Annotated in this window: 19 protein-coding genes and 2 tRNA genes; 6 read left to right on the forward strand and 15 right to left on the reverse strand. The window is 64.4% G+C overall.

Annotation, left to right across the window (positions count from 1 at the left end; genetic code table 11):
- The first annotated feature begins 127 nt into the window (after window positions 1-127).
- Window positions 128-925, forward strand: coding sequence for an AIM24 family protein (locus KIH77_RS01900; RefSeq protein WP_219099404.1), 798 nt, complete (start codon window positions 128-130; stop codon window positions 923-925).
- A gap of 258 nt (window positions 926-1,183) precedes the next feature.
- Here the strand turns inward: KIH77_RS01900 and KIH77_RS01905 are convergent, their stop codons facing one another.
- A complete protein-coding gene (locus tag KIH77_RS01905; protein WP_219099405.1) occupies window positions 1,184-1,561 on the reverse strand; it encodes a hypothetical protein in 378 nt (125 codons plus the stop codon).
- A 148-nt stretch (window positions 1,562-1,709) separates the two neighbouring features.
- Between KIH77_RS01905 and KIH77_RS01910 the strand changes: the two genes are divergently transcribed.
- Window positions 1,710-3,320, forward strand: a complete 1,611-nt coding sequence (locus KIH77_RS01910) for a hypothetical protein (RefSeq protein WP_219099406.1) — start codon at window positions 1,710-1,712, stop codon at window positions 3,318-3,320.
- Window positions 3,321-3,839: 519 nt separating this feature from the next.
- On the opposite strand, the gene KIH77_RS01915 is transcribed toward KIH77_RS01910, so the two are convergent.
- The 9 genes from KIH77_RS01915 to coaD form a co-directional block, all read right to left on the reverse strand.
- Window positions 3,840-4,163, reverse strand: a complete 324-nt coding sequence (locus KIH77_RS01915; protein WP_236024410.1) for a type II toxin-antitoxin system RelE family toxin — start codon at window positions 4,161-4,163, stop codon at window positions 3,840-3,842.
- Window positions 4,163-4,465, reverse strand: coding sequence for a type II toxin-antitoxin system Phd/YefM family antitoxin (locus KIH77_RS01920; RefSeq protein ID WP_219099408.1), 303 nt, complete (start codon window positions 4,463-4,465; stop codon window positions 4,163-4,165). The genes KIH77_RS01915 and KIH77_RS01920 overlap by 1 nt, the downstream gene beginning before the upstream one ends.
- A gap of 191 nt (window positions 4,466-4,656) precedes the next feature.
- A complete protein-coding gene (gene ilvN, locus KIH77_RS01925; protein ID WP_100510172.1) occupies window positions 4,657-5,211 on the reverse strand; it encodes an acetolactate synthase small subunit in 555 nt (184 codons plus the stop codon).
- Between the two features lie 21 nt (window positions 5,212-5,232).
- The gene (locus KIH77_RS01930) at window positions 5,233-7,122 is read right to left on the reverse strand and encodes an acetolactate synthase large subunit (RefSeq protein WP_219099409.1); all 1,890 of its coding nucleotides are present in this window, start codon (window positions 7,120-7,122) and stop codon (window positions 5,233-5,235) included.
- A gap of 220 nt (window positions 7,123-7,342) precedes the next feature.
- Entirely contained in the window at window positions 7,343-8,173 is an 831-nt protein-coding gene (gene rnc / locus KIH77_RS01935; RefSeq protein WP_219099410.1) for a ribonuclease III, read from the reverse strand.
- A gap of 142 nt (window positions 8,174-8,315) precedes the next feature.
- Complete coding sequence (rpmF, locus tag KIH77_RS01940) at window positions 8,316-8,510, reverse strand: 50S ribosomal protein L32 (protein WP_109137152.1); 195 nt, start codon at window positions 8,508-8,510, stop codon at window positions 8,316-8,318.
- A 132-nt stretch (window positions 8,511-8,642) separates the two neighbouring features.
- Complete coding sequence (locus tag KIH77_RS01945; protein ID WP_236024392.1) at window positions 8,643-9,296, reverse strand: YceD family protein; 654 nt, start codon at window positions 9,294-9,296, stop codon at window positions 8,643-8,645.
- A 67-nt stretch (window positions 9,297-9,363) separates the two neighbouring features.
- Window positions 9,364-10,395 carry an ATP synthase subunit B family protein gene (locus KIH77_RS01950; RefSeq protein WP_219099411.1) on the reverse strand — a complete coding sequence of 344 codons (1,032 nt, stop codon included), beginning with the start codon at window positions 10,393-10,395 and terminating at the stop codon, window positions 9,364-9,366.
- Window positions 10,396-10,397: 2 nt separating this feature from the next.
- Window positions 10,398-10,889 carry a pantetheine-phosphate adenylyltransferase gene (coaD, locus tag KIH77_RS01955; RefSeq protein ID WP_219099412.1) on the reverse strand — a complete coding sequence of 164 codons (492 nt, stop codon included), beginning with the start codon at window positions 10,887-10,889 and terminating at the stop codon, window positions 10,398-10,400.
- A 246-nt stretch (window positions 10,890-11,135) separates the two neighbouring features.
- Here coaD and KIH77_RS01960 point away from each other — a divergent pair, with 246 nt between their 5' ends.
- Window positions 11,136-11,417, forward strand: a complete 282-nt coding sequence (locus tag KIH77_RS01960) for a DUF3039 domain-containing protein (RefSeq protein ID WP_219099413.1) — start codon at window positions 11,136-11,138, stop codon at window positions 11,415-11,417.
- A gap of 288 nt (window positions 11,418-11,705) precedes the next feature.
- Here the strand turns inward: KIH77_RS01960 and KIH77_RS01965 are convergent, their stop codons facing one another.
- Window positions 11,706-13,046, reverse strand: a complete 1,341-nt coding sequence (locus tag KIH77_RS01965) for a nicotinate phosphoribosyltransferase (RefSeq protein ID WP_219099414.1) — start codon at window positions 13,044-13,046, stop codon at window positions 11,706-11,708.
- Between the two features lie 83 nt (window positions 13,047-13,129).
- A complete protein-coding gene (locus tag KIH77_RS01970) occupies window positions 13,130-13,756 on the reverse strand; it encodes a Pr6Pr family membrane protein (RefSeq protein ID WP_219099415.1) in 627 nt (208 codons plus the stop codon).
- A gap of 270 nt (window positions 13,757-14,026) precedes the next feature.
- Here KIH77_RS01970 and rph point away from each other — a divergent pair, with 270 nt between their 5' ends.
- The gene (rph, locus tag KIH77_RS01975) at window positions 14,027-14,791 is read left to right on the forward strand and encodes a ribonuclease PH (protein ID WP_219099416.1); all 765 of its coding nucleotides are present in this window, start codon (window positions 14,027-14,029) and stop codon (window positions 14,789-14,791) included.
- Between the two features lie 259 nt (window positions 14,792-15,050).
- Window positions 15,051-15,719 carry an RdgB/HAM1 family non-canonical purine NTP pyrophosphatase gene (gene rdgB, locus KIH77_RS01980; protein WP_219099561.1) on the forward strand — a complete coding sequence of 223 codons (669 nt, stop codon included), beginning with the start codon at window positions 15,051-15,053 and terminating at the stop codon, window positions 15,717-15,719.
- Between the two features lie 52 nt (window positions 15,720-15,771).
- On the opposite strand, the gene KIH77_RS01985 is transcribed toward rdgB, so the two are convergent.
- The 3 genes from KIH77_RS01985 to KIH77_RS01995 form a co-directional block, all read right to left on the reverse strand.
- On the reverse strand, window positions 15,772-16,779 hold the full coding sequence (locus KIH77_RS01985; protein ID WP_219099417.1) for an AEC family transporter: 1,008 nt from the start codon (window positions 16,777-16,779) through the stop codon (window positions 15,772-15,774).
- Between the two features lie 135 nt (window positions 16,780-16,914).
- A tRNA-Leu gene (locus KIH77_RS01990) sits at window positions 16,915-16,998 on the reverse strand.
- 73 nt (window positions 16,999-17,071) lie between these two features.
- Window positions 17,072-17,147: transfer RNA gene (locus KIH77_RS01995), tRNA-Thr, on the reverse strand.
- A 310-nt stretch (window positions 17,148-17,457) separates the two neighbouring features.
- Between KIH77_RS01995 and KIH77_RS02000 the strand changes: the two genes are divergently transcribed.
- Window positions 17,458-18,603, forward strand: coding sequence for a mannose-1-phosphate guanylyltransferase (locus KIH77_RS02000; RefSeq protein ID WP_219099418.1), 1,146 nt, complete (start codon window positions 17,458-17,460; stop codon window positions 18,601-18,603).
- Window positions 18,604-18,622: the final 19 nt, after the last annotated feature.

Below are 18,622 nucleotides of genomic sequence, written 5' to 3' on the forward strand. Positions count from 1 at the left end.
CTATTCTACAGGCCCCATGCACCACCCGAAAACAACGACCCCCATATACGCCATGCCATGGGCTCTCCCTCCCGGCACGGACGATGCCGTAAGCTGGACGCGAAGGGATCCCACGGAAAGGAACCGTATGAGAATCTACAACTTCACCGACAACGACGACGTCGATATCGTCGCCCAGCAAGGCATCTTCCAAGTCGTCGAATGGAAACGCGACCTTTCCGTCGGATACGGCGACGCCATCAGCGCCTACTTCGCCTCCGAAATGAACGTTCGACGCCGCCAGGTCGTCTGCAACCTCGACGGCCGCGTCGGCGTCACCCTCCAAGCCGGCGCCATGCAATGGACCGCCGGCCACGTCGAAGCCACCACCGGCGTCAAAGGCGTCGGCGACCTCATCGGTAAAATGGCCCGCGGCGCCGTCACCAAGGAATCCGCCATCAAACCCGAATACGTCGGCAGCGGCGTCGTCGTCCTCGAACCCACCTACCGCCACATCCTCCTCATCAACCCCGCACGCGACATGGGCGGCAGCATGGTCGTCAACGACGGACTCTTCTACGCCTGCGAATCCCAGATCCAGCATCAGGCCATCATGGTCTCCCGACCCAGCGCCATGGTCGCCGGCGGCGAAGGACTCTTCAACCTCGGACTCTCCGGCGCAGGCGTCGTCGCCCTCGAATCACCCGTGCCCTACTCCGAACTCATCACCATCGACCTCCACAACGACGAACTCAAAGTCGACGGCAACTTCGCCATCGCATGGACCAACGGCCTCCAATTCACCGTCGAACGCTCCACCAAAAGCCTCATCGGATCGGCCGTCAGCGGCGAAGGCCTCGTCAACGTCTACCGCGGCAGCGGCCGCGTGCTCCTCGCACCCATGGCGGGGGCGACGAGGGGTATCAACGCCGGCTCCGGCATCTAGCCGATTCGGCCGCAATGGAGCGTCATCGGCCCGTTGGAAGACTCGACGTACCTTTGTACGCCTTCGCCTTCCATCGGACCGATGCCGCACGCATTGCGGCCGAATCGAGTCGAGGGCGTTGGCTGCCGTACCGATGACGCTCCATGGCTGATTCGTCGTAGGACGCGTGTGGATTCGGTGCAGCGCGATGCGAAGGCGTACGAAGGTACGTCGAGCTGAGCGATGCGCCGAAGACACACCGCCTCCGACGAATCCGGGTCAGAGGAATAGCGTGATGAGGATAGCCACGGCGCCGGCCAACGTGCCGGCGGCGGCGACAATGCGCGTGTGTGAATCGTGGAGCACGGTGGAGGAGAGGCAGTTGACGAGGCCGATGACGGTGGCGGCGATCGCCACGCCAAGCGCGATCATCAGCGACACGTGCGGCACGAAGCAGAGGATTATCGCGGCGACGCCCAACACCACGGCGACGACGCTGAGCTGGCGGACGGCCTGGGAGCTGGTCCGTTCGTCCTCGTCCTCCGCATCGGGCGAGGACGTGATGGCATCGGCATCGGACGACAGGTCGTTCGCCGCGGTGTCGTCGTGCGTCGTCGTATCCATCACATCGTCGTCATCTGTCGTTTCATTCGCCATATCAACCCTTCCTTTGTCATGTAATCGTAACGATATTCCGCCCTTCGGGCATACGGCTGGATGTCGTCGGGCGGGGAGAGCGATAATGCAGGAAAAGGGAATCGCCGGCGTCGATTGCCGACGGAGATGAGACTGCGAGGCGAAGATGATGAGCGGAAAACGGGGTTCGCGACTGATCGGCATGGCCGTGGCGGTGATGGTCGGACTGGCGTCGTTCATACCGGCTTCCGCCGCACTGGCCGCCGACGGATCGACGGCATCGGATGGGACGGCATGCACGACGTCCTGCACAGGGTCCGCGGAGTCCGCACATACGGACGGTACCGCATCGGACACCACGGCCACGACGTCGAACAACACCACATCCGATGACGCGACGACCGGTGATAATGGCGACGCGAACGGCGCCACGAACAGCGGCGACCACGCGGCCGGCGACACCGATAACGGCGCGGCCGGCAGCGGCGTCGAGGCATCCAGGCAGACGACGACCACGGTGACGTTCACGGTCGACGGCAAGACCGTGACGAAAACCGTGACCTACACCGGCTCCGTCGACGTGACCGTGTCGGACGACACGCAGCTCGCCGTGCCGAAGGGCTCGGTCATCGTGGGCTGGCGGTCGTCCGAGGGCAGGGTCTATTCCTCCGACCTGCTTGGCGCGAAACTCAGCGGGGAGACGTCCGTGACGTTCACCGCCATCCTCGCCGGACAGCTGCCGGAACTGCCGAACGCCAATACGCAGCAGGTGCAGGTGCGGTTCATCCTCCCCGGCACGCTGCATGCCATCGTCACGACGACCGTCGACCGCGGCTCCTCCTATGCGGACGTCTACGTGGCCAAGCAGGGCGACATCGAGGCGCAGTTGCCGGCCAACCTGCACATCACCGGATGGCGTTCCGCGTTGAAGACCTACAAGGCCGATCTTTCCGACGCCGGCACGGCCGAACACGACACCACGTTCTTCGCCATGACCGACGTGCAGCCCACGACGACGGTGGTCATGTTCTCCGTCGGCACGCTGTTCGTCACCGAGAACGCGAAAACCGGCACGCCGCTCGCGGAAGCCTACGCGGCCAAACAGGGCGCCATCAGCGCCCTTGTGCCGTTGGGATACAAGATCACCGGCTGGACCGACGAACTGACCGGCACGAAATACGCGGCGGACTTCGCCGGCGCAGGCAATACGGAAGGTTGGACCATGCATCTCGTGGCCGATTTGGCGACCACGGGCGGTTCATCGACCGACAACAGCATCCATGCGACCGTCACGTTCAACTGGACGGATGGGGCCGGCGCCAAGCATACGAAATCCGTGACGGTGCTCAAGGGCCTGTGGCTGCTCAGCAGTGACATCCCCTCGCCCAAGGCGCCGAGCGGCACCGTGCTCAAGGGCTGGTATGCGGCCGACGGCACGCGGTTCAATCGGTTCCTGCCGGTGCGGGCCGACGCCACGTACACGGCGCAGTGGGTGAAGATCGGTACGACGGCTGGTAGCGGTTCGACGAACGGTTCGGGTTCGGGGTCGGGCGCCGGAAGCACGACGACCGGCGGCAACGGGTCTGCGGCCGCGAACCGTACGGCGGAGCAGCAGTGGCTGGCCGATTCGCAGGGCAAGACGCCGGTCGCCGAACAGAACGGTACATTGGCGAAGACCGGCACGGCAATCGCCGCGGTCGCCGTGGTTTCGGCCGCGCTGCTGCTCGTCGGCACCGCGTTCTCGGCGTTGAAGCGTCGCGGGTCGTCGGAATCCGAGTGATGCCGCGTCCGGCGTCGCATGATGGATTACTCGGCAAAACGGCTGAATTGCGGAGTAATCCATCACGATTCGTCATTATCTGATGGAGCGGGCCGCGTTTCCGCGATTTTGCGGCGTAGTCCATCGGAAAATCGCCGAGTCGATTGTAAGAACGTTGGAATCATGCGGTTTCTTTGAGCTGGATGAACGCTAGACGATGGACCGGACTGCATTTACGCAAAAATGCGGTCCGGTCCATCAGAATGGGACCGATATCAGTGGAACGGCCTGCATTTCGACGATTTTGCGACGTAGTCCATCATAAAAACGTCGGGGCGATTATCTAAACGTTGGAATCATGCGGTTTCTGTGGACCGGGTTGTCATTCGATGATGGACTGTGACGCATTGACGTAAAACCGCATTCCCGTCCATCGGACATCATGGACGAGCGGGGCTTTGTATAAGAGCTCGGCCCAATTCGCGGGGAATTACCGTATCGTCGTCTGTTTTTTTGGCTGCCGTTTCCTCGCTGTCAATCCTAACTGTTGGCAATCCTTTTCGCTGCTTCGTTGTAAACGGTGTAGTCGTCGCGGACGCTGACGATGATGATGCGCATCGTATGTTCGCTCCGTTCGAGCTTATATACGATGCGGATGCCATCGCCGCGAAGTTTGACCTTCATAAGTCCAGTGAGGTTGTTGCCACGCTTGTTGCCAGGTGGTTTGCCATAGCCGCCTTCGGTGACTGGCAGGGGATTGGCCGAGACCTTCTCGATTGCCTTGAAGACGTGCCCGATGATCGGCTCATGCAGTGATTTGATGTCTTTCTTCGCGGCTTTGGTGTATTTGACATCCCATTGCATCACTCGAACTCCGGCTCGTATCCGTCATCGGCGGGCTTGTAGTTCTTGCCAAATACTTCCTCGCTGGAAAGCAGGGTACCGTCATCGTTCTTGAGGCGTTCCTGCGCTTCGAGATAGAGGGCGAAATTTTCTTCGGCCTCAGTGAAGCGTCGATAGTCATCGGGCGAGATGATGACGGCCGAAGGCTTGTTGTTCTTCATGACGACGACGGGGTTGCCATCCCCGACACGGTTGAATGCGCGGCTGGCTCCGCCGTGGCTGAATTCGCTGACGGGAACAAGATTATCCAGAATCGAAGTCATGAGATGCTCCTTTATGTGCTCTTGACGATTATAAAGCATCATGATTCGAATTCAAATTTGAATCATGATAATGATTTGCGGTACAAGCCATCAAAAAAGGCTCCTCTCGGAGTTGAGAGGAGCCTGGTTGCAAGGAAATATCCGTCGGCACGGCAAGAAGCCGATTCGTCGATTCGCCGTGCCGATGGGATTCAGCGGCCCTTGATTTCGGAGCCGACGACCTTCTCGCTCAGCGCGCGCGGGCCGCGGGTCAGCGCCACGGAACCGGAACGCACGAGTTCGATGATGCCGTAGTCGTCAAGCAGGGCCAGCAGCGAGTCGAGCTTCTCGCCGGAGCCGGTGGCCTCGATGACCAGCGATTCGGGATGCATGTCGACCACGCGCACGCGGAACGTCTGCACGATCTCCAGCACGTCGGAACGGGTCTTCGCGTCGGCGGCCACCTTGACGAGCACGAGCTCGCGGTTCACCGTGTTCGCGGAGTCGAGGTCCACGATCTTGAGCACGTGGAGCAGCTTGTTCAGCTGCTTGATGATCTGCTCGAGCGGGATCTGGTCGACGTCGGCCGTCACCGTCACGCGGGAGATGTCCGGGCGTTCGGTGGGGGAGACGGACAGTGAGTTGATGTTGAACGCGCGGCGGGCGAACAGGCCGGAGATGCGGGCCAGCACGCCGGGGCGGTTCTCCACCAGCACGGAAAGCGTGTGACGCTGGGAGCCGGGCTGCGAAGCGGGATAGTTTGCCATGATTCTACGTTTCCTTCCCTATCAGTCCTGAATGCCCTTGAGCGGCTGGACGCCGGGCTTGTACGTCACGTCGCTGTTCGAGGCGCCGGCGGCGACCATCGGCCACACCATGGCGTCCTTCCACACGCGGAAATCGATGAGCACCGGGCGGTCGTTGATCTCGTTGGCCTTCCTGATGGCCTCCTCGGCCTGCTCCTTGGTGAACGCGCGCATACCGATGCAGCCGTATGCCTCGGCGAGCTTGACGAAGTCGGGGACGTCCATGATCTCGTCCGCGCCCTCGCCGATGACGTCGCCCTGCCTGGCCTCGCCGTCCATGAGGTTGGTGGCCGAGTAGTGGTTCTTGTAGAACAGCGTCTGCCACTGGCGGACCATGCCGTACACGGAGTTGTTGAGGATGGCGATCTTCACCGGCAGATGGTTGAAGAACAAGGCGGCGAGTTCCTCGCTCGTCATCTGGAAGCTGCCGTCACCGTCGATGAGCCACACCGGCTTCTTGCCGTCGAAGTCACGGTCGGAGCCGACCTGGGCACCGAGCGCGGCGGGCAGGCCGAAGCCCATGGTGCCGAGGCCGCCGGAGGAGATCCACGAATGCGGCTTGTGGAAGTCGATGAACTGGGCGGCCCACATCTGATGCTGCCCCACACCGGAGACCCAGATGGTGTCCGGAGAGGCCTGGCGGCTCAATTCCTCGACCACCCACTGCGGGGCGAGCGTGCCATCGGGGGATTCGTCGTACTGCATCGGGTACTTCTCGCGCAGGTCGTTGACGGTGTCCCACCAAGCTTCGAGGTCGGGCTTGCCGTTGATGGCCTGGTAGCGTTCGATCTCGGGGATGAGGTCGTCGAGCACGGTGGACACGTCGCCGACGATCGGCACATCGACCTGGCGGTTCTTGCCGATCTCGGCCGGATCGATGTCGATGTGGATGACGCGGGCCGCCGGAGCGAAGTCGGGCAGCGAGCCGGTCACGCGGTCGTCGAAGCGCGCACCGATCGAGACGAGCAGATCGCACTGCTGCACGGCGCCCGTGGCGGCGATCGTGCCGTGCATGCCCAGCATGCCGAGCACGGCCGGATCGGATTCGGGCACGATGCCGCGGGCCGGAAGCGTGGTGACGATGGGCGCGCCGGTCACGTCGGACAGGCGCTTCACCTGCTCGCCGGCGTCGGAACGCACCGCGCCGCCGCCGACGTACAGCACCGGACGGTACGACTGGCCGAACAGCTTGGCGGCGTTGGAGAGCACGCGGCCGTGGGCCTTCGTCGTGGGATTGTAGCCGGGCAGGATCATGCGCTGCGGCCACGAATAGAAGAGCTCCTCCGTCTGCGCGGTCTTGGTCAGGTCGACGACTACGGGACCGGGGCGGCCGGTGCGGGCGATATGGTACGCCTCGGTGAGCACGCGCGGGATGTCCTGCGCGCTGGTGACAAGATACGAATGCTTGACGACCGGGTAGGTGATGCCGACGATATCGGCCTCCTGGAAGGCGTCGGTGCCGATGGCGTTCACGCCCACCTGGCCGGTGATGACGACCATGGGGATGGAGTCCATGTTCGCGTCGGCGATGGCGGTCACCACGTTCGTGGCGCCCGGGCCGGACGTCACGATGCAGACGCCCACCTTGCCCGTGGCCACGGCGTAGCCCTCGGCCGCATGACCGGCCGCCTGCTCATGGCGCACCAGCACGAAACGGAACTTCGTCTCGTCGTTGATGGCGTCGTACACAGGCAGGATCGCGCCGCCGGGAAGGCCGAAGACGTCCTCGACACCAAGGTCCTCCAACGCGCGAACCACTGCCTGCGCGCCGGTCATCTTCTCCCCGTTGACGATGCGCTTGTCCGCCGACAGCTTCTCGACGGGGCCTTTGGGTACTGCACTGAATGCCTGCAGAGGTGTGGGCAATGCCATGGCTTCCTCTCATCCTTTGGCGGCCGCATGGGCGTGGCACGCCATAATTACGTAAACGGAAACAGGATATCCCGCAGACGTGCCGTGGGGGGGAGAGGTGCTCCGAATCGCGGACACGGCGGGAGGCCTGCCGCTGCACGCTTGTGACGGCAGCGGCGACGCTATGCGCTACAGTCTAGGCGCTGGTGTCGTCCGGCCGACGGTCCGCCGGCCAATCGGCTCATTTGGCGTGGGCCTTGGCCGGTTTCTCGTCCAGCACATGCCAGGCGCGTTCGGCGGCGGCGAGCTGTGCCTTGCGCTTCGACGACCCGGTGGCGGAGGCCAATTCCCTGCCGCCGTCGCCGAGCAGCACGTGCGCGGTGAACTCCAGACGGTATTCGGGGCCGCCGACCTCCATGCGGTACACCGGTTCGGGCAGCCCCATCTTGTGGGCCTTGACGGTCAGCGACGTCTTCCAGTCGAGTGCCGGCCCGGCCTGCGTGTACTTCGCCAGTTCGCCGTCGATGAGCCCATGCACCACCGTGCGAGCCACGTCGATGCCATGCTCCACGAACACGGCGCCGATCAGCGACTCCACGACGTCGCACAGGATGGAATCCTTGTCGGCGCCGTTGTCGTCGGCCTCGCCGCGGCCGAGCAGGAGGTACGGTCCGAGATGCAGCTTCGTGCGCGCGATCTCGGCCAGCGACTCCTCGGAGACGGTCTTGGCGCGGATCCTGGCCATCTGGCCCTCGGAAAAGTCGGGGTGGTTGAAGAACAGCGTCTCCGTGGTGACGAGCTCCAGAACGGCGTCGCCGAGGAATTCGAGACGTTCGTAATGCGGCATGCCCTCGTGTTCATGGGCGTATGAACGGTGGGTGAGCGCGCGGATGAGCAGGTCGGGGCTGATCGTGGCGCCGATGGCGTTGAGCAGTCTGGCGGTGGCGTCGCCGGGACGGTAGTCGCTGGTCGTGTCGTAGGCCACGGTATCGGATTTGATTGCGGCGTCGGTGTCGAGTCCGGTGGTACGAGCGGCGTTCTTGTCGATGTGTGCAGCGTTCTTCTTCGTCATAATGTCTTTCAGTCTAATTCTCGCCATGCCCGATGAACAATGAAATAAGCAATGAAATACAAAACGACCTCGCCACCCGTCGATGGCGAGGTCGTTGTTTAAACCGCTTGCCAGCGTGACGCCGGAATCATCCGGCGGCCAATCACTTGGCGAACTTGGACTTCACGGCGGAGCCGTACACGCGGCCGCGGAACGAACCGCAGCTGGGGCAAGCCATGTGCGGGAGCGTGCGCTCGCCGCAGTTCGGGCAGGCCACCGTAGCGGCAGCGGAAGTCTTCCAGTTGGCGCGACGCGAATGGGTGTTCGCGCGCGAAGTCTTATACTTGGGCAGTGCCATTTCGGACCCTCTGTTTCGATCGAATTTCTTATTGAGCTTAAGCCTTCGGTATTTTAGCGCACTTTGGTGACTTTGTCATCTTTCGTGGGCGAACCATCGAAGACCATGGCCGGAATCCGGCTGTCCCGACGGCTATTCGGCGTCATGGCCGTCGGCATCGCCGCCCTGCTCGGCCTCAAGCTTGGCTTTCAGTCCTTCGAGCGCCGACCAGCGGATGTCGGCGACCTCGTGGCGATGGTCGGGCTCCTCGTTGAGGTCGATGCCGCACTGCGGGCACAGGCCCTTGCAGTCGGGCCGGCACAGCGGCTTGAGAGGCAGCGATTCGACGAGGTTGTCGCGCAGCAGGGCCTCGATGTCGGCGAAGGTGTTGTTGCCGGCCAGCGGGTAGAAGTCGTCGGATTCCTCCTCGCCGGCGATGATGTCGACCTCCTCGTCGTTCCGCCCCTTGCCGCGGCGCTGCTCATGCGCGTCGGGCGCATAGGGGAAGAACGCCGTCACGTGGATGGTGTGCCGCGCGCTCAGCGGCTTGAGGCAGCGGGAGCATTCCGCGGTGACGGGCGCCGTGACCGCGCCGTTGAAGATCAGCCCGTCGACGATGGAGTCGAAGGAGCCGTCCACATGGACGTCGGCGCCCTCCCGGATGCCGATGACCTCGTCGCCGATGCCGTCGGGGGCGGGGAAGTCGTGGTCGATGGCCTTGCTCTGGCCCGGGCGGGTGGCGACCTGCGCCACGGGGATCGCCCACGGCGAGGATTCGGGATGGTTGTCGTTCATCGTATTCGTCATGCTTTCTGTCGATGTTGTCCGATGTCGTCTGTGTTGTTCGATGCCGGTGTTGTTCGACGTCGGCCGGTCACTGCTGCGGATAGTCGTCCGCCGAGAGGTGCGGCAGGTCCTCGGCGGCCTTGCGCTGACGTTCGGCCAGCACCGCCAGACCGTTGTGCACGCCGTTCTGCGCCTTGGCCAGCTGGTCGCTCAGCTCGGTGAGCACGGCGGCGGAGTAGTTGTCCGCGCCCTGCGTGAGCTTGTCGGCCTTGGCCTGTGCCTTGTCGAGGATGGTGCGGGCGCGTTCGGTGGCGAGCGCCACCACGTTCTCCTGCCCGGCGAGGAACCGGGCCTGGTCGTTGGCCTCGCGGATGATGGTGGCGGCGCGGCTGTTCGCCGACGCCACGATGGCGCTGGCCTGCGACTGGGCGTTCTCCAGACGGCGTTCCGATTCGCGCATGAGTGCGGAGGCGCGTTCCAGCTGCACGGGCAGCTTGGATTTGAGCTCGTTGATGAGCGTGGTGACCTCCTCGCGGTCCACGCGGACCTGGGTGCTGTCGAAGAAGCTGGTCTTCGAGTCCTCGATGAGGCCCTCCAGCTGGTCGAGCAGGTCGTAGACGGTGGTGAACTGGTTCTTCGTGGTCAGGTCGACGTCGTCGTCATCGTCCTCCATGAGCATGCGCTGGAAGTTCTGCACGCTGGGGGCGACCGCCTGCTTGGGTTCGTTGGCGTTCGTCGAATCGTCCAGGTCGTAGGCGTATGACGCGGCCTCGGTGTCCGCCGGCCGGACGTCGGCCGTGGCGTTCGTTCCCGTCAGCGGGGCCGGCTCCGCTGACGGGAACGGGGCGGCGGCCGACTGCGCGGGAACCGCCCCCGTGCCCGTGTCGGTGTCCGCGGCGGGCGCGGCATGGGAGGCCGTGCGCGGCCGCGTGGCGATCGGCGAGGAGAAGATGCTCGGCAGCGGCCGGCGTACGGCGCTGTGCGTCGTCGTCACGTCGGACGGCTGTGCCGGCGTGTATGTGGTCTCGGTGCTGTCGAATCCGTGGATATCCGTGCGGTTGGATACCTCGGCCTCGCCGGTGTCGTCGGCGTCGTTCGTGTAATCCTTGGCGTCATCCATGATTATCTCTTTTCGTTGCGCAGGGCCTCGATCAGCAGCGGTGCGACATATCCCGGCACCAATCCGTCGATCGTGCCGCCATGGCGGGCCACGTCCTTGACGATCGAGCTGGAGATATGCTCCTTGAGGGGGTTGGCCGGCAGGAACATCGTCTCCACGCCGCCCAGCTGCTTGTTGACCAGGGCCATGCCTAGTTCCGCCTCATAATCGCCATTCTGGCGAAGTCCCTTGACGATTGCCTCCGCGCCGACCTTGGCGCAGTAGTCGGTGATGAGGCCGTCGGTGCTGGTGACGACGATGTCGGGGAATCCGTCCTCGTTCAGTACCTCCCGGATCATGCGTACTCGTTGCTCTTCGGTGAACAGGGGGCTCTTCGCGGCGTTGACCGCGACGACCACATGGACCTGGTCGAACAGGTGCGCGCAGCGTTCGATGACGTCGATGTGTCCGGAGGTCACGGGGTCGAAAGAGCCGGGGCATACAGCTATAGTCATGGATTCCAGACTACCGCGCCCGTTGGAGCGTTTCCGCGTGGTGCCGTGATGTGTCCCGGCACGCGGTCCGTGGTGTACGCGTCGTTTCGCGACATGCGAAATATATGGAATATACGGCCTTCTATCATTGGTATGACAGTTGTATGCGACTGGATCGCACGATCGAAGAGCGAGGCAGGAACCATGACCGCAATCATGAATGATGGGACGACGCCGACGACCGGCGCCGTCCGTATGGATTCTCGTATGGCATTCGTCGACGACGCCGTATCCCCGTTGTCGACCCCGGACACGGGCAGCGGCACCGCGGTGCTGGAACGCCCCGAGACCAAGACCGAGGGTCAGAAGACCGATGACGGCGACGCCGACCGGTTCGCCCACTACGTCTCCAAGGAGCGCATGGCCGAGTCGCGTCTGACCGGCCGCCCCGTGGTGGCCCTGTGCGGCAAGGTCTGGGTGCCGAAGCGCAACCCCTCCGACTATCCGGTATGTCCCGACTGCAAGCGCATCTACGACGAAATGCGCTGACGATTCGGGCGTAGAGCGGACTCGGAATCGGCCTTTGGCCGATGCGGTGTTTTTTAGCGGACTGACGTCCGCGGTCTCTCCCTCCGTCACGGCTTCGCCGTGCCACCTCCCTCGTCAGAGGGAGGCCCAAAGGGCACTGGCTCCCTCTGACGAGGGAGCTGTCGAGCGTCAGCGAGACTGAGGGAGAGAACGCGACCGCAAGGTCGCCGAGAACACAGCATCGGCCAAAGGCCGATTCCATATCCACGCGACGTTCGCTTCCCGCTCCCGCCGACGGGGTCAGGGGCATCACTCGAGGGTGAGGACCTCGGTGGGGATGGCCTGCTCGCCGTTGCTCAGCGAGAGGGCCGTCACCGGCAGCTCGTCCAACGCCTTCCTGTGATAGTCGCGGGCCGCAAGCAGCGCCTCCTTGCTGGCCAGCGACTCGTCGATGTCGCCGTGGTCCACGGCGGTGATGAGCAGGTCCTTCGTGTCGCCGTACTCGACCGGGGCCTGCCAGGAGGCGAGCTTGTCGGCCGAGCCGCACAGCACGAGCTCGCCCTGCGCCAGACCATACTGGTAGCAGCGCAGCGCACGCTTGCGCCAGCCATCGGTGCTCTTGCCGAACGACTTCTTGGCCACCGGATGCATTTCGCCGTCCGCGCCCTCGCGTTCCACCAGCTTGTACACCATCGCGCACGTGGAATGGCCGGAGCCGGTCACGAGCATGGTGCCCACGCCGTACGAGTCCACGGGAGCGGTCTGCAGTGCGGCCAGCGCGTATTCGTCGAGGTCGTTGGTCACGGTGATCTTCGTGTTCGTGGCGCCCAGCGAGTCGAGCTGCTTGCGGGCCTTCTGCGCCAGCGACGCCAGGTCGCCGGAGTCGATGCGGATGCCGCCGAGCTCGGGGCCCGCGACCTCCACGGCCGTGGTGATGGCCTTCTCGATGTTGTAGGTGTCGGTGAGCAGCGTGGTTCCCGGACCAAGCGCGTTGACCTGCGAGACGAAGGCGTCGCGCTCGTTGTCATGGAGCAGCGTGAACGCGTGCGCGGCCGTGCCGATGCACAGCAGGTCGTACTTCTTCGCCGCCGCCAGGTTCGCCGTGCCCGCGAATCCGCCGACGATGGCCGCACGCGCCGCCGCCACGGCAGCGCCCTCGTTCGCGCGCCGGCCGCCCATGTCCATGCACGGACGGTTGCCGGCGGCCGACGTCATGCGCGACGCCGCCGAAGCGATGGCCGAATCATAGTTCAGCACCGACAACACCAGCGTCTCCAGCAGCGTGCACTCCGCGAACGTGCCCTCGACCTCGAGGATCGGCGAGTTCGCGAAGAACGCCTCGCCCTCACGGTAGGCGCGGATCGTGCCCGAGAACGAGAAATCCTCCAGCCACTTCGCCGTCTTCTCGCTCACCACATGACGGTCGCGCAGGAACCTGAGATCGGATTCGCTCGGACGGAAATCCTTGAGCAGTTCCACGATGCGTCCCAGACCGGCCACGATGCCGTACCGACGTCCCGCCGGCAGATGACGGGTGAACACCTCGAAGACGCAGTGACGGTCCGCGGTGCCATCCTGCATGGCGGCGTCCAGCATGGTGTACTCGTACATGTCGGTCAGCATGGCGGAGGAATAATCGGTGTTTGCCATATCGTCCTTCTTTGGTTCACGAAATATCGGAATATGATTTCTGTTGTATGCGATTGTAGGCCGTCCACGACCAAACGGGAACGCTATTTGACGAGCTTCGCCGGCAACGCACGGTCGAGGGCGACCATCACCAGGCCCAGCACCAGGAACGCGGCCAGCCCCTCGCCCACGTTGATGCCCAGCTGCGTCCACCCGATCTTCGGCAGATTGAGAAAATCATACGGATACGGCGTGCCGTCCTTCAACGGTCCCGAATGCGGCCAGACGGCCGCACGGATCAGCACTCCCATCACATAGACCGGAATATAGATGAGCCACGTCAGACAATACGGCCACTGGAATTTCCTATGTTCGTCGAACACAAGAAAATCGACGAACGCGGCGATCGGCACGATGATATGCGCATACGTGACCGTCATCAGACCGAACACGCGCGGCGTCGCCGGGTCGGGCGCCGGCAGGATGAACGCGGCCGTCAGACCCGCCACCACGATATACAGCGTCAGACACCCCTTGAGCCACACCGGCGGTTCGATGCCCTTGAGCAGCGTGGCCGCCCCCGCCCACAGCATCACGACGCCAAGCAGCAGCACCGTCTGGAACGTGAAATACGTCAAGGAGGCGAACTCATGCAGATGCCAGATCTCATACGTGCCGGCGAAACAGCAGGCCGACGTGGCAAATCGGAAAATCGCGGCCAAAAATCTCATGACACCCAGTGTATTGGCCACGATGAACGTCGGGCGCCGGCAGGCGGCGGACGTTCCGTACAATGGTCGTCGCCTCATCGGCACCATGGTTTTGTCGGCTAAGGCGGATACGGTCAAGACAGCGAAAAATCCGCAATATCACAACATATACGACGGCCACGGGAACCATATCCACGCCGGTATGGACGGCCGGTCGACGACGCGACCGACACAAGGCGTCGCCGGCGAAACGGCCGTGGACGAACGACCGTCGTGTTTTTGGAGGACACCATGGTGCAGATCAAAGACATGCTCGACGTCGACCAGACGATTCGCCCCGACGGGCGCGCGGTGGACGAACTGCGTCCGGTGAAGATCACCCGACACTGGACCGACGCGCCCGAAGGCTCCGTGCTCATCGAATGCGGCAACACGCGCGTGATGTGCACCGCCACGTTCACCCAGGGCGTGCCGCGCTGGCGCAAGGACTCCGGACTCGGCTGGGTGACCGCCGAATACGCCATGCTGCCGCGCGCCACATCCGAACGCACCGACCGCGAATCCGTGCGCGGCAAGATCGGCGGACGCACCCACGAGATCAGCCGCCTCATCGGCCGCTGCCTGCGCGGCGTCGTCGACATGAAGGCGCTCGGCGAAAACCAGATCCAGCTCGACTGCGACGTGCTGCAGGCCGACGGCGGCACGCGCACCGCATCCATCACCGGCGCCTACGTGGCGCTCGCCGACGCGGTGGCATGGGCCAAGGAGCACAAGGTGCTGCGCGCCAACCGTCAGGTGCTCAAGGACCAGGTGTCGGCCGTGTCCGTGGGCGTGATCGACGGCAAGCCGATGCTCGACCTGCCATACGTGGAGGACAGCCAGGCCATGACCGACATGAACGTGGCCATGACCGGCGCCGGCGCGTTCATCGAAATCCAGGGCACCGCGGAGCACCGTCCGTTCACGCGCGTGGAACTCGGCGAGCTGCTCGACCTGGCCGAGAAGGGCAACAAGGAGCTGCAGGCATTGCAGCGCAAGGCCCTGAACGAGGACTGAGCCGGGGAAGAGGACTGAGCCGGGTTCGGGCCAAGCCCCGTGCGGGCCGTCGGACGGGCCGTTGCGCCACCTATGCATCATGACGATGGCGGCAACGGCGGCAACGATCGGCGGGACGTACGGGGTTTCCCATATATTGTGGGGAAGGACCGGGCGGCATGAAGGCGGCATGGAGGCATCGCGCCGCGATCGCAACGTGGCCCGTCCGGATCCGTACGGTTTTCACGGTTTCAGAGAGGTTACTGCAATGAGCACTACGATCAAGCTGGTGGTCGCCACCCATAACGAAGGCAAGCTGGTGGAGATTCGCCGCATCCTCACCGAGGACCTGGGGGCCGACGCCGACCGCATCGAGCTCGTGACCGCCGGACAGCTCGGGCTGCCCGACCCGGTGGAGGACGGCGTGAGCTTCGAACAGAACGCGCTGCTCAAGGCGCGCGACGTGGTTCGCCGCACCGGTCTGCCGGCCATTGCCGACGACTCCGGGCTGATCGTCGACGTGCTGGGCGCGGCGCCCGGCATCCTTTCGGCGCGTTGGTGCGGCCGTCACGGCGACGATGTGGCCAACTACGAGCTGCTGCTCGCCCAGATCGCCGACATCCCCGACCGCAACCGCACCGCGCGCTTCCGCTGCGCCGCCGCATTCGTCACGCCCGAGGAGGGACAGGACGGGGCGCCGTACAGCATCCACAACGAGAACGTGGAGCTCGGCGACATGCGTGGCGTGATCATCCGAGCGCCGCGCGGCGAGCACGGCTTCGGCTACGACCCGATCTTCGTGCCCGACGACCAGCCGGCACGCTCCGGCGAAGGCGGTATGCCGCTGACCAGCGCCGAGATGACGGCCGAGGAGAAGAACGCCATCTCGCATCGATCCAAGGCCATCAAGGCGCTGACGCGCAGCATCCGCCGCGCCCTCATCGACTGACGGCGTCGGCTGCGGCTGCGGGAATCGGAGGCGGCTGCGGGGACCGGGGCGCTCAGGCGGGAATCAGATAGTTCGCGGCGGTCATGGCGACCATGCCCATCACCGCCGTGACGGAAAGGCAGAAGCCGGCCATCTTCGCGTTGCCGAGCACACGGTCGGAGAAGAGGGTGGCGAACACGGCGGTCGGCGCCATGCACAGCATGATGATGGCCTTGCGCGTGGGGGCGTCATACGGCAGCAGGAACCACGTGACCAGTCCGAACAGGACCGCGAACGGGATGCGGCAGGCCACCACGCGCAAGGCCTGCGCGACCTCCCTGCGGTCGTTCGGGAAGTCCATGAGCATGCCGACCATGAGCATCGAGCAGAAGCCGTTGGCGTCGCCCACCGGGCTGAGGACGTCCACCACGAAGCCGGGCAGCTTCACGCCGGTGAACATCAGCACGATCATGAGCAGATAGGTGTCGAACGGCACCGACGTGAGGAAGCTCTTCGCGATGCCGCGGATCGTGGCGTGCCGGGCGAGACGCCGGGCGTCCCGGTCCTTCGGCTTGATGCGGGGCAGGCGCGTGACGGTCATGTCGCCATGGTTCTGCTCGCTCAGCGGCCTGTCGGGGTCGATATGCAGCAGCCGCTGCGTGAGCAGGTTGTTGCCGGCGGCCACCACCACGCAGTTGCCCATGTCGAACATGGCGCCGGTGACCAGGGACGCGGAGCCGAGCATGGACTGCATGACGGGGAAGCAGAAGTTGCCGATGTTGAACCCCGCGCCGTTGAGCATGAGGAACGCGCGCTCGTTCACCGGCTTGTGCCGGCTGAGGAAATACAGGATCGGCGTGGGGAAGAGCCCGCACGCCAGGCCGAACAGCGAGATCCACAGCAGCTTGGGGTCATGCGGGTTCGTGAGGAACGACACGATGATCGCCGCCGGCAGCGTGAGGTTGAACACGATGCGCTGCAGGATGCGGTAGTCCTTCTCACCGAAGATGTGCGCGCGCTTGAACCCATAGCCGACGAAAACGATGGCGAGCAGGGCAATAGGATGAATCAGTCCCGACATGGTCGTCTCTCCCGAATCCTCTGGTTCTTTCTCTCTGATGCCTCCGGCTCCCGTACCGGGCGCGGATGCGAAAAATCCTCCCGGACGCGACGCGGCCGCGATAAGCAGGAAGCCACGTTGGTTCGGGAGGATGCATGGTGCGCGAGATGGGACTTGAACCCACACGTCAAAGACACAGGAACCTAAATCCTGCGCGTCTACCAATTCCGCCACTCGCGCGAACCCCGGCGACGGCTCACGGGTGGGCGGGCGCGGGGAAACAAAAACCCTAGGCCGGGACCTAGGGTTTTCATGGAGCCACTTGACAGAATCGAACTGTCGACCTGCTCATTACGAGTGAGCCGCTCTACCGACTGAGCTAAAGTGGCAATCCGTGGAGCATTGCAGCAGCAATGCGCACACAAGTAGATTAGCATACTGCATGATTTTCGATTGTGCAAATCAATCAGGTGCATGGCGTGGCGTGCGGTGGAGGGGCATCGGTCGGGTGGGAAAATCCTCGGTGCGGCAGCAAACTGCGAGTTCTGGGGGTGTGACGGGGTGTATTCGCGATATCGACGTTGCAATGGCAACGCCGATACTTCCGATATCGCGTTTTCGGGCCCCAGAAGATGCGAATTGCCGTTCCCGCCGTGCGGGAGGCGTCGAATTCCGCGCGGACCGTGTGAGAATAGGACCATGCAGCAGACCGATGAGCGATTCCAAGATTTCTATGCGCTGATTCCGGCGGGCGGCGTCGGCTCGCGCCTGTGGCCGCTGAGCCGCGGCGCCCGGCCCAAGTTCCTGTACGACTTCCTCGGCTCGGGGCGCACGATGATCCAGGCCACGTTCGACCGGCTCTCCGCAATCGCCGGCGGGGACCACGTGGCGGTGATGACCGGCGTGGCGCACGCGGATGCGGTCCGTGCGCAACTGCCCGGACTCGACGCGCGCAACCTGTTCGCCGAACCGGTGGGACGCGACTCCACGGCCGCCATCGCCCTGGCGACCGCGATCCTGGCGAAGCGCCACGGCCGCGACGTGGTGGTCGGATCGTTCGCCGCGGACCATGTGATCCGCGACGACGAGGCGTTCCGCGAATGCGTGGCGCAGGCGGCCGCCGCGGCGCGCGCCGGATACGTGACCACCATCGGCATCGCGGCCACACGCCCCTCCACCGCGTTCGGATACATCAGGCAGGGAAGATCGCTGGCCGCCGACACGCCCGGCGCACCCGATGTCCGGATGGTGCGCGCATTCGTGGAGAAGCCCGATGCCGCCACCGCGCAGGGATACCTCATGACCGGTGAATACCGCTGGAACGCCGGCATGTTCGTGATGCGCGCCGGCGTGCTGCTCGACACGCTTGCGCGGCTCAAGCCGCGGATCCACGAGACCGTGACCGCCATCGCCGACGCATGGGACGCCGACGACGACCGCCGCGCGTCGATGATGGAACGGCTCTGGCCCGGCGTGGAGAAAATCGCCTTCGACTACGCCGTCGCCGAACCGCTGGCGGCCGAAGGTGGCGTGGCCATGGTGCCCGGCGGATTCGGATGGGACGACATCGGCGACTTCAACTCCGTGGCCGCGCTCATCCCCAGCGCGGACCGGTACAACAACAAGATCATCGGCGACGGCGACCGTGTGGTGTGCCTCGACTCGGCCGGCAACGTCGTCGCGCCGGCCGGCGGGGAGGGGCGCGTCATCGCCCTGCTTGGCGCGGACGACCTCGTGGTCGTGGACACGCCCGACGCGCTGCTCGTCGCGCCGCGCGCCCGCAGCCAGGAGGTCAAGCGCATGGTCGCGGCGCTCGCCGCCCATGGGCGCGACGCCATCCTGTAGCACGTCGCCGGATTTCCCC

The sequence above is a fragment of the Bifidobacterium pluvialisilvae genome (genome assembly GCF_019331695.1).
GTDB classification, from domain to species: domain Bacteria; phylum Actinomycetota; class Actinomycetes; order Actinomycetales; family Bifidobacteriaceae; genus Galliscardovia; species Galliscardovia pluvialisilvae.

Bases quoted from the DNA above. Each gene is read 5' to 3' on its own strand.
- KIH77_RS01905 (WP_219099405.1), bottom strand. From the start codon at position 1,561: ATGGCGAATGAAACGACAGATGACGACGATGTGATGGATACGACGACG.
- KIH77_RS01915 (WP_236024410.1), bottom strand. From the start codon at position 4,163: ATGCAATGGGATGTCAAATACACCAAAGCCGCGAAGAAAGACATCAAA.
- rpmF (WP_109137152.1), bottom strand. From the start codon at position 8,510: ATGGCACTGCCCAAGTATAAGACTTCGCGCGCGAACACCCATTCGCGT.
- KIH77_RS01930 (WP_219099409.1), bottom strand. From the start codon at position 7,122: ATGGCATTGCCCACACCTCTGCAGGCATTCAGTGCAGTACCCAAAGGC.
- KIH77_RS01960 (WP_219099413.1), top strand. From the start codon at position 11,136: ATGGCATTCGTCGACGACGCCGTATCCCCGTTGTCGACCCCGGACACG.
- rnc (WP_219099410.1), bottom strand. From the start codon at position 8,173: ATGACGAAGAAGAACGCTGCACACATCGACAAGAACGCCGCTCGTACC.
- KIH77_RS01950 (WP_219099411.1), bottom strand. From the start codon at position 10,395: ATGGATGACGCCAAGGATTACACGAACGACGCCGACGACACCGGCGAG.
- ilvN (WP_100510172.1), bottom strand. From the start codon at position 5,211: ATGGCAAACTATCCCGCTTCGCAGCCCGGCTCCCAGCGTCACACGCTT.
- KIH77_RS01970 (WP_219099415.1), bottom strand. From the start codon at position 13,756: ATGAGATTTTTGGCCGCGATTTTCCGATTTGCCACGTCGGCCTGCTGT.
- KIH77_RS01985 (WP_219099417.1), bottom strand. From the start codon at position 16,779: ATGTCGGGACTGATTCATCCTATTGCCCTGCTCGCCATCGTTTTCGTC.
- KIH77_RS01910 (WP_219099406.1), top strand. From the start codon at position 1,710: ATGAGCGGAAAACGGGGTTCGCGACTGATCGGCATGGCCGTGGCGGTG.
- KIH77_RS02000 (WP_219099418.1), top strand. From the start codon at position 17,458: ATGCAGCAGACCGATGAGCGATTCCAAGATTTCTATGCGCTGATTCCG.
- KIH77_RS01965 (WP_219099414.1), bottom strand. From the start codon at position 13,046: ATGGCAAACACCGATTATTCCTCCGCCATGCTGACCGACATGTACGAG.
- KIH77_RS01920 (WP_219099408.1), bottom strand. From the start codon at position 4,465: ATGACTTCGATTCTGGATAATCTTGTTCCCGTCAGCGAATTCAGCCAC.
- rph (WP_219099416.1), top strand. From the start codon at position 14,027: ATGGTGCAGATCAAAGACATGCTCGACGTCGACCAGACGATTCGCCCC.
- KIH77_RS01900 (WP_219099404.1), top strand. From the start codon at position 128: ATGAGAATCTACAACTTCACCGACAACGACGACGTCGATATCGTCGCC.
- KIH77_RS01945 (WP_236024392.1), bottom strand. From the start codon at position 9,296: ATGACGAATACGATGAACGACAACCATCCCGAATCCTCGCCGTGGGCG.
- coaD (WP_219099412.1), bottom strand. From the start codon at position 10,889: ATGACTATAGCTGTATGCCCCGGCTCTTTCGACCCCGTGACCTCCGGA.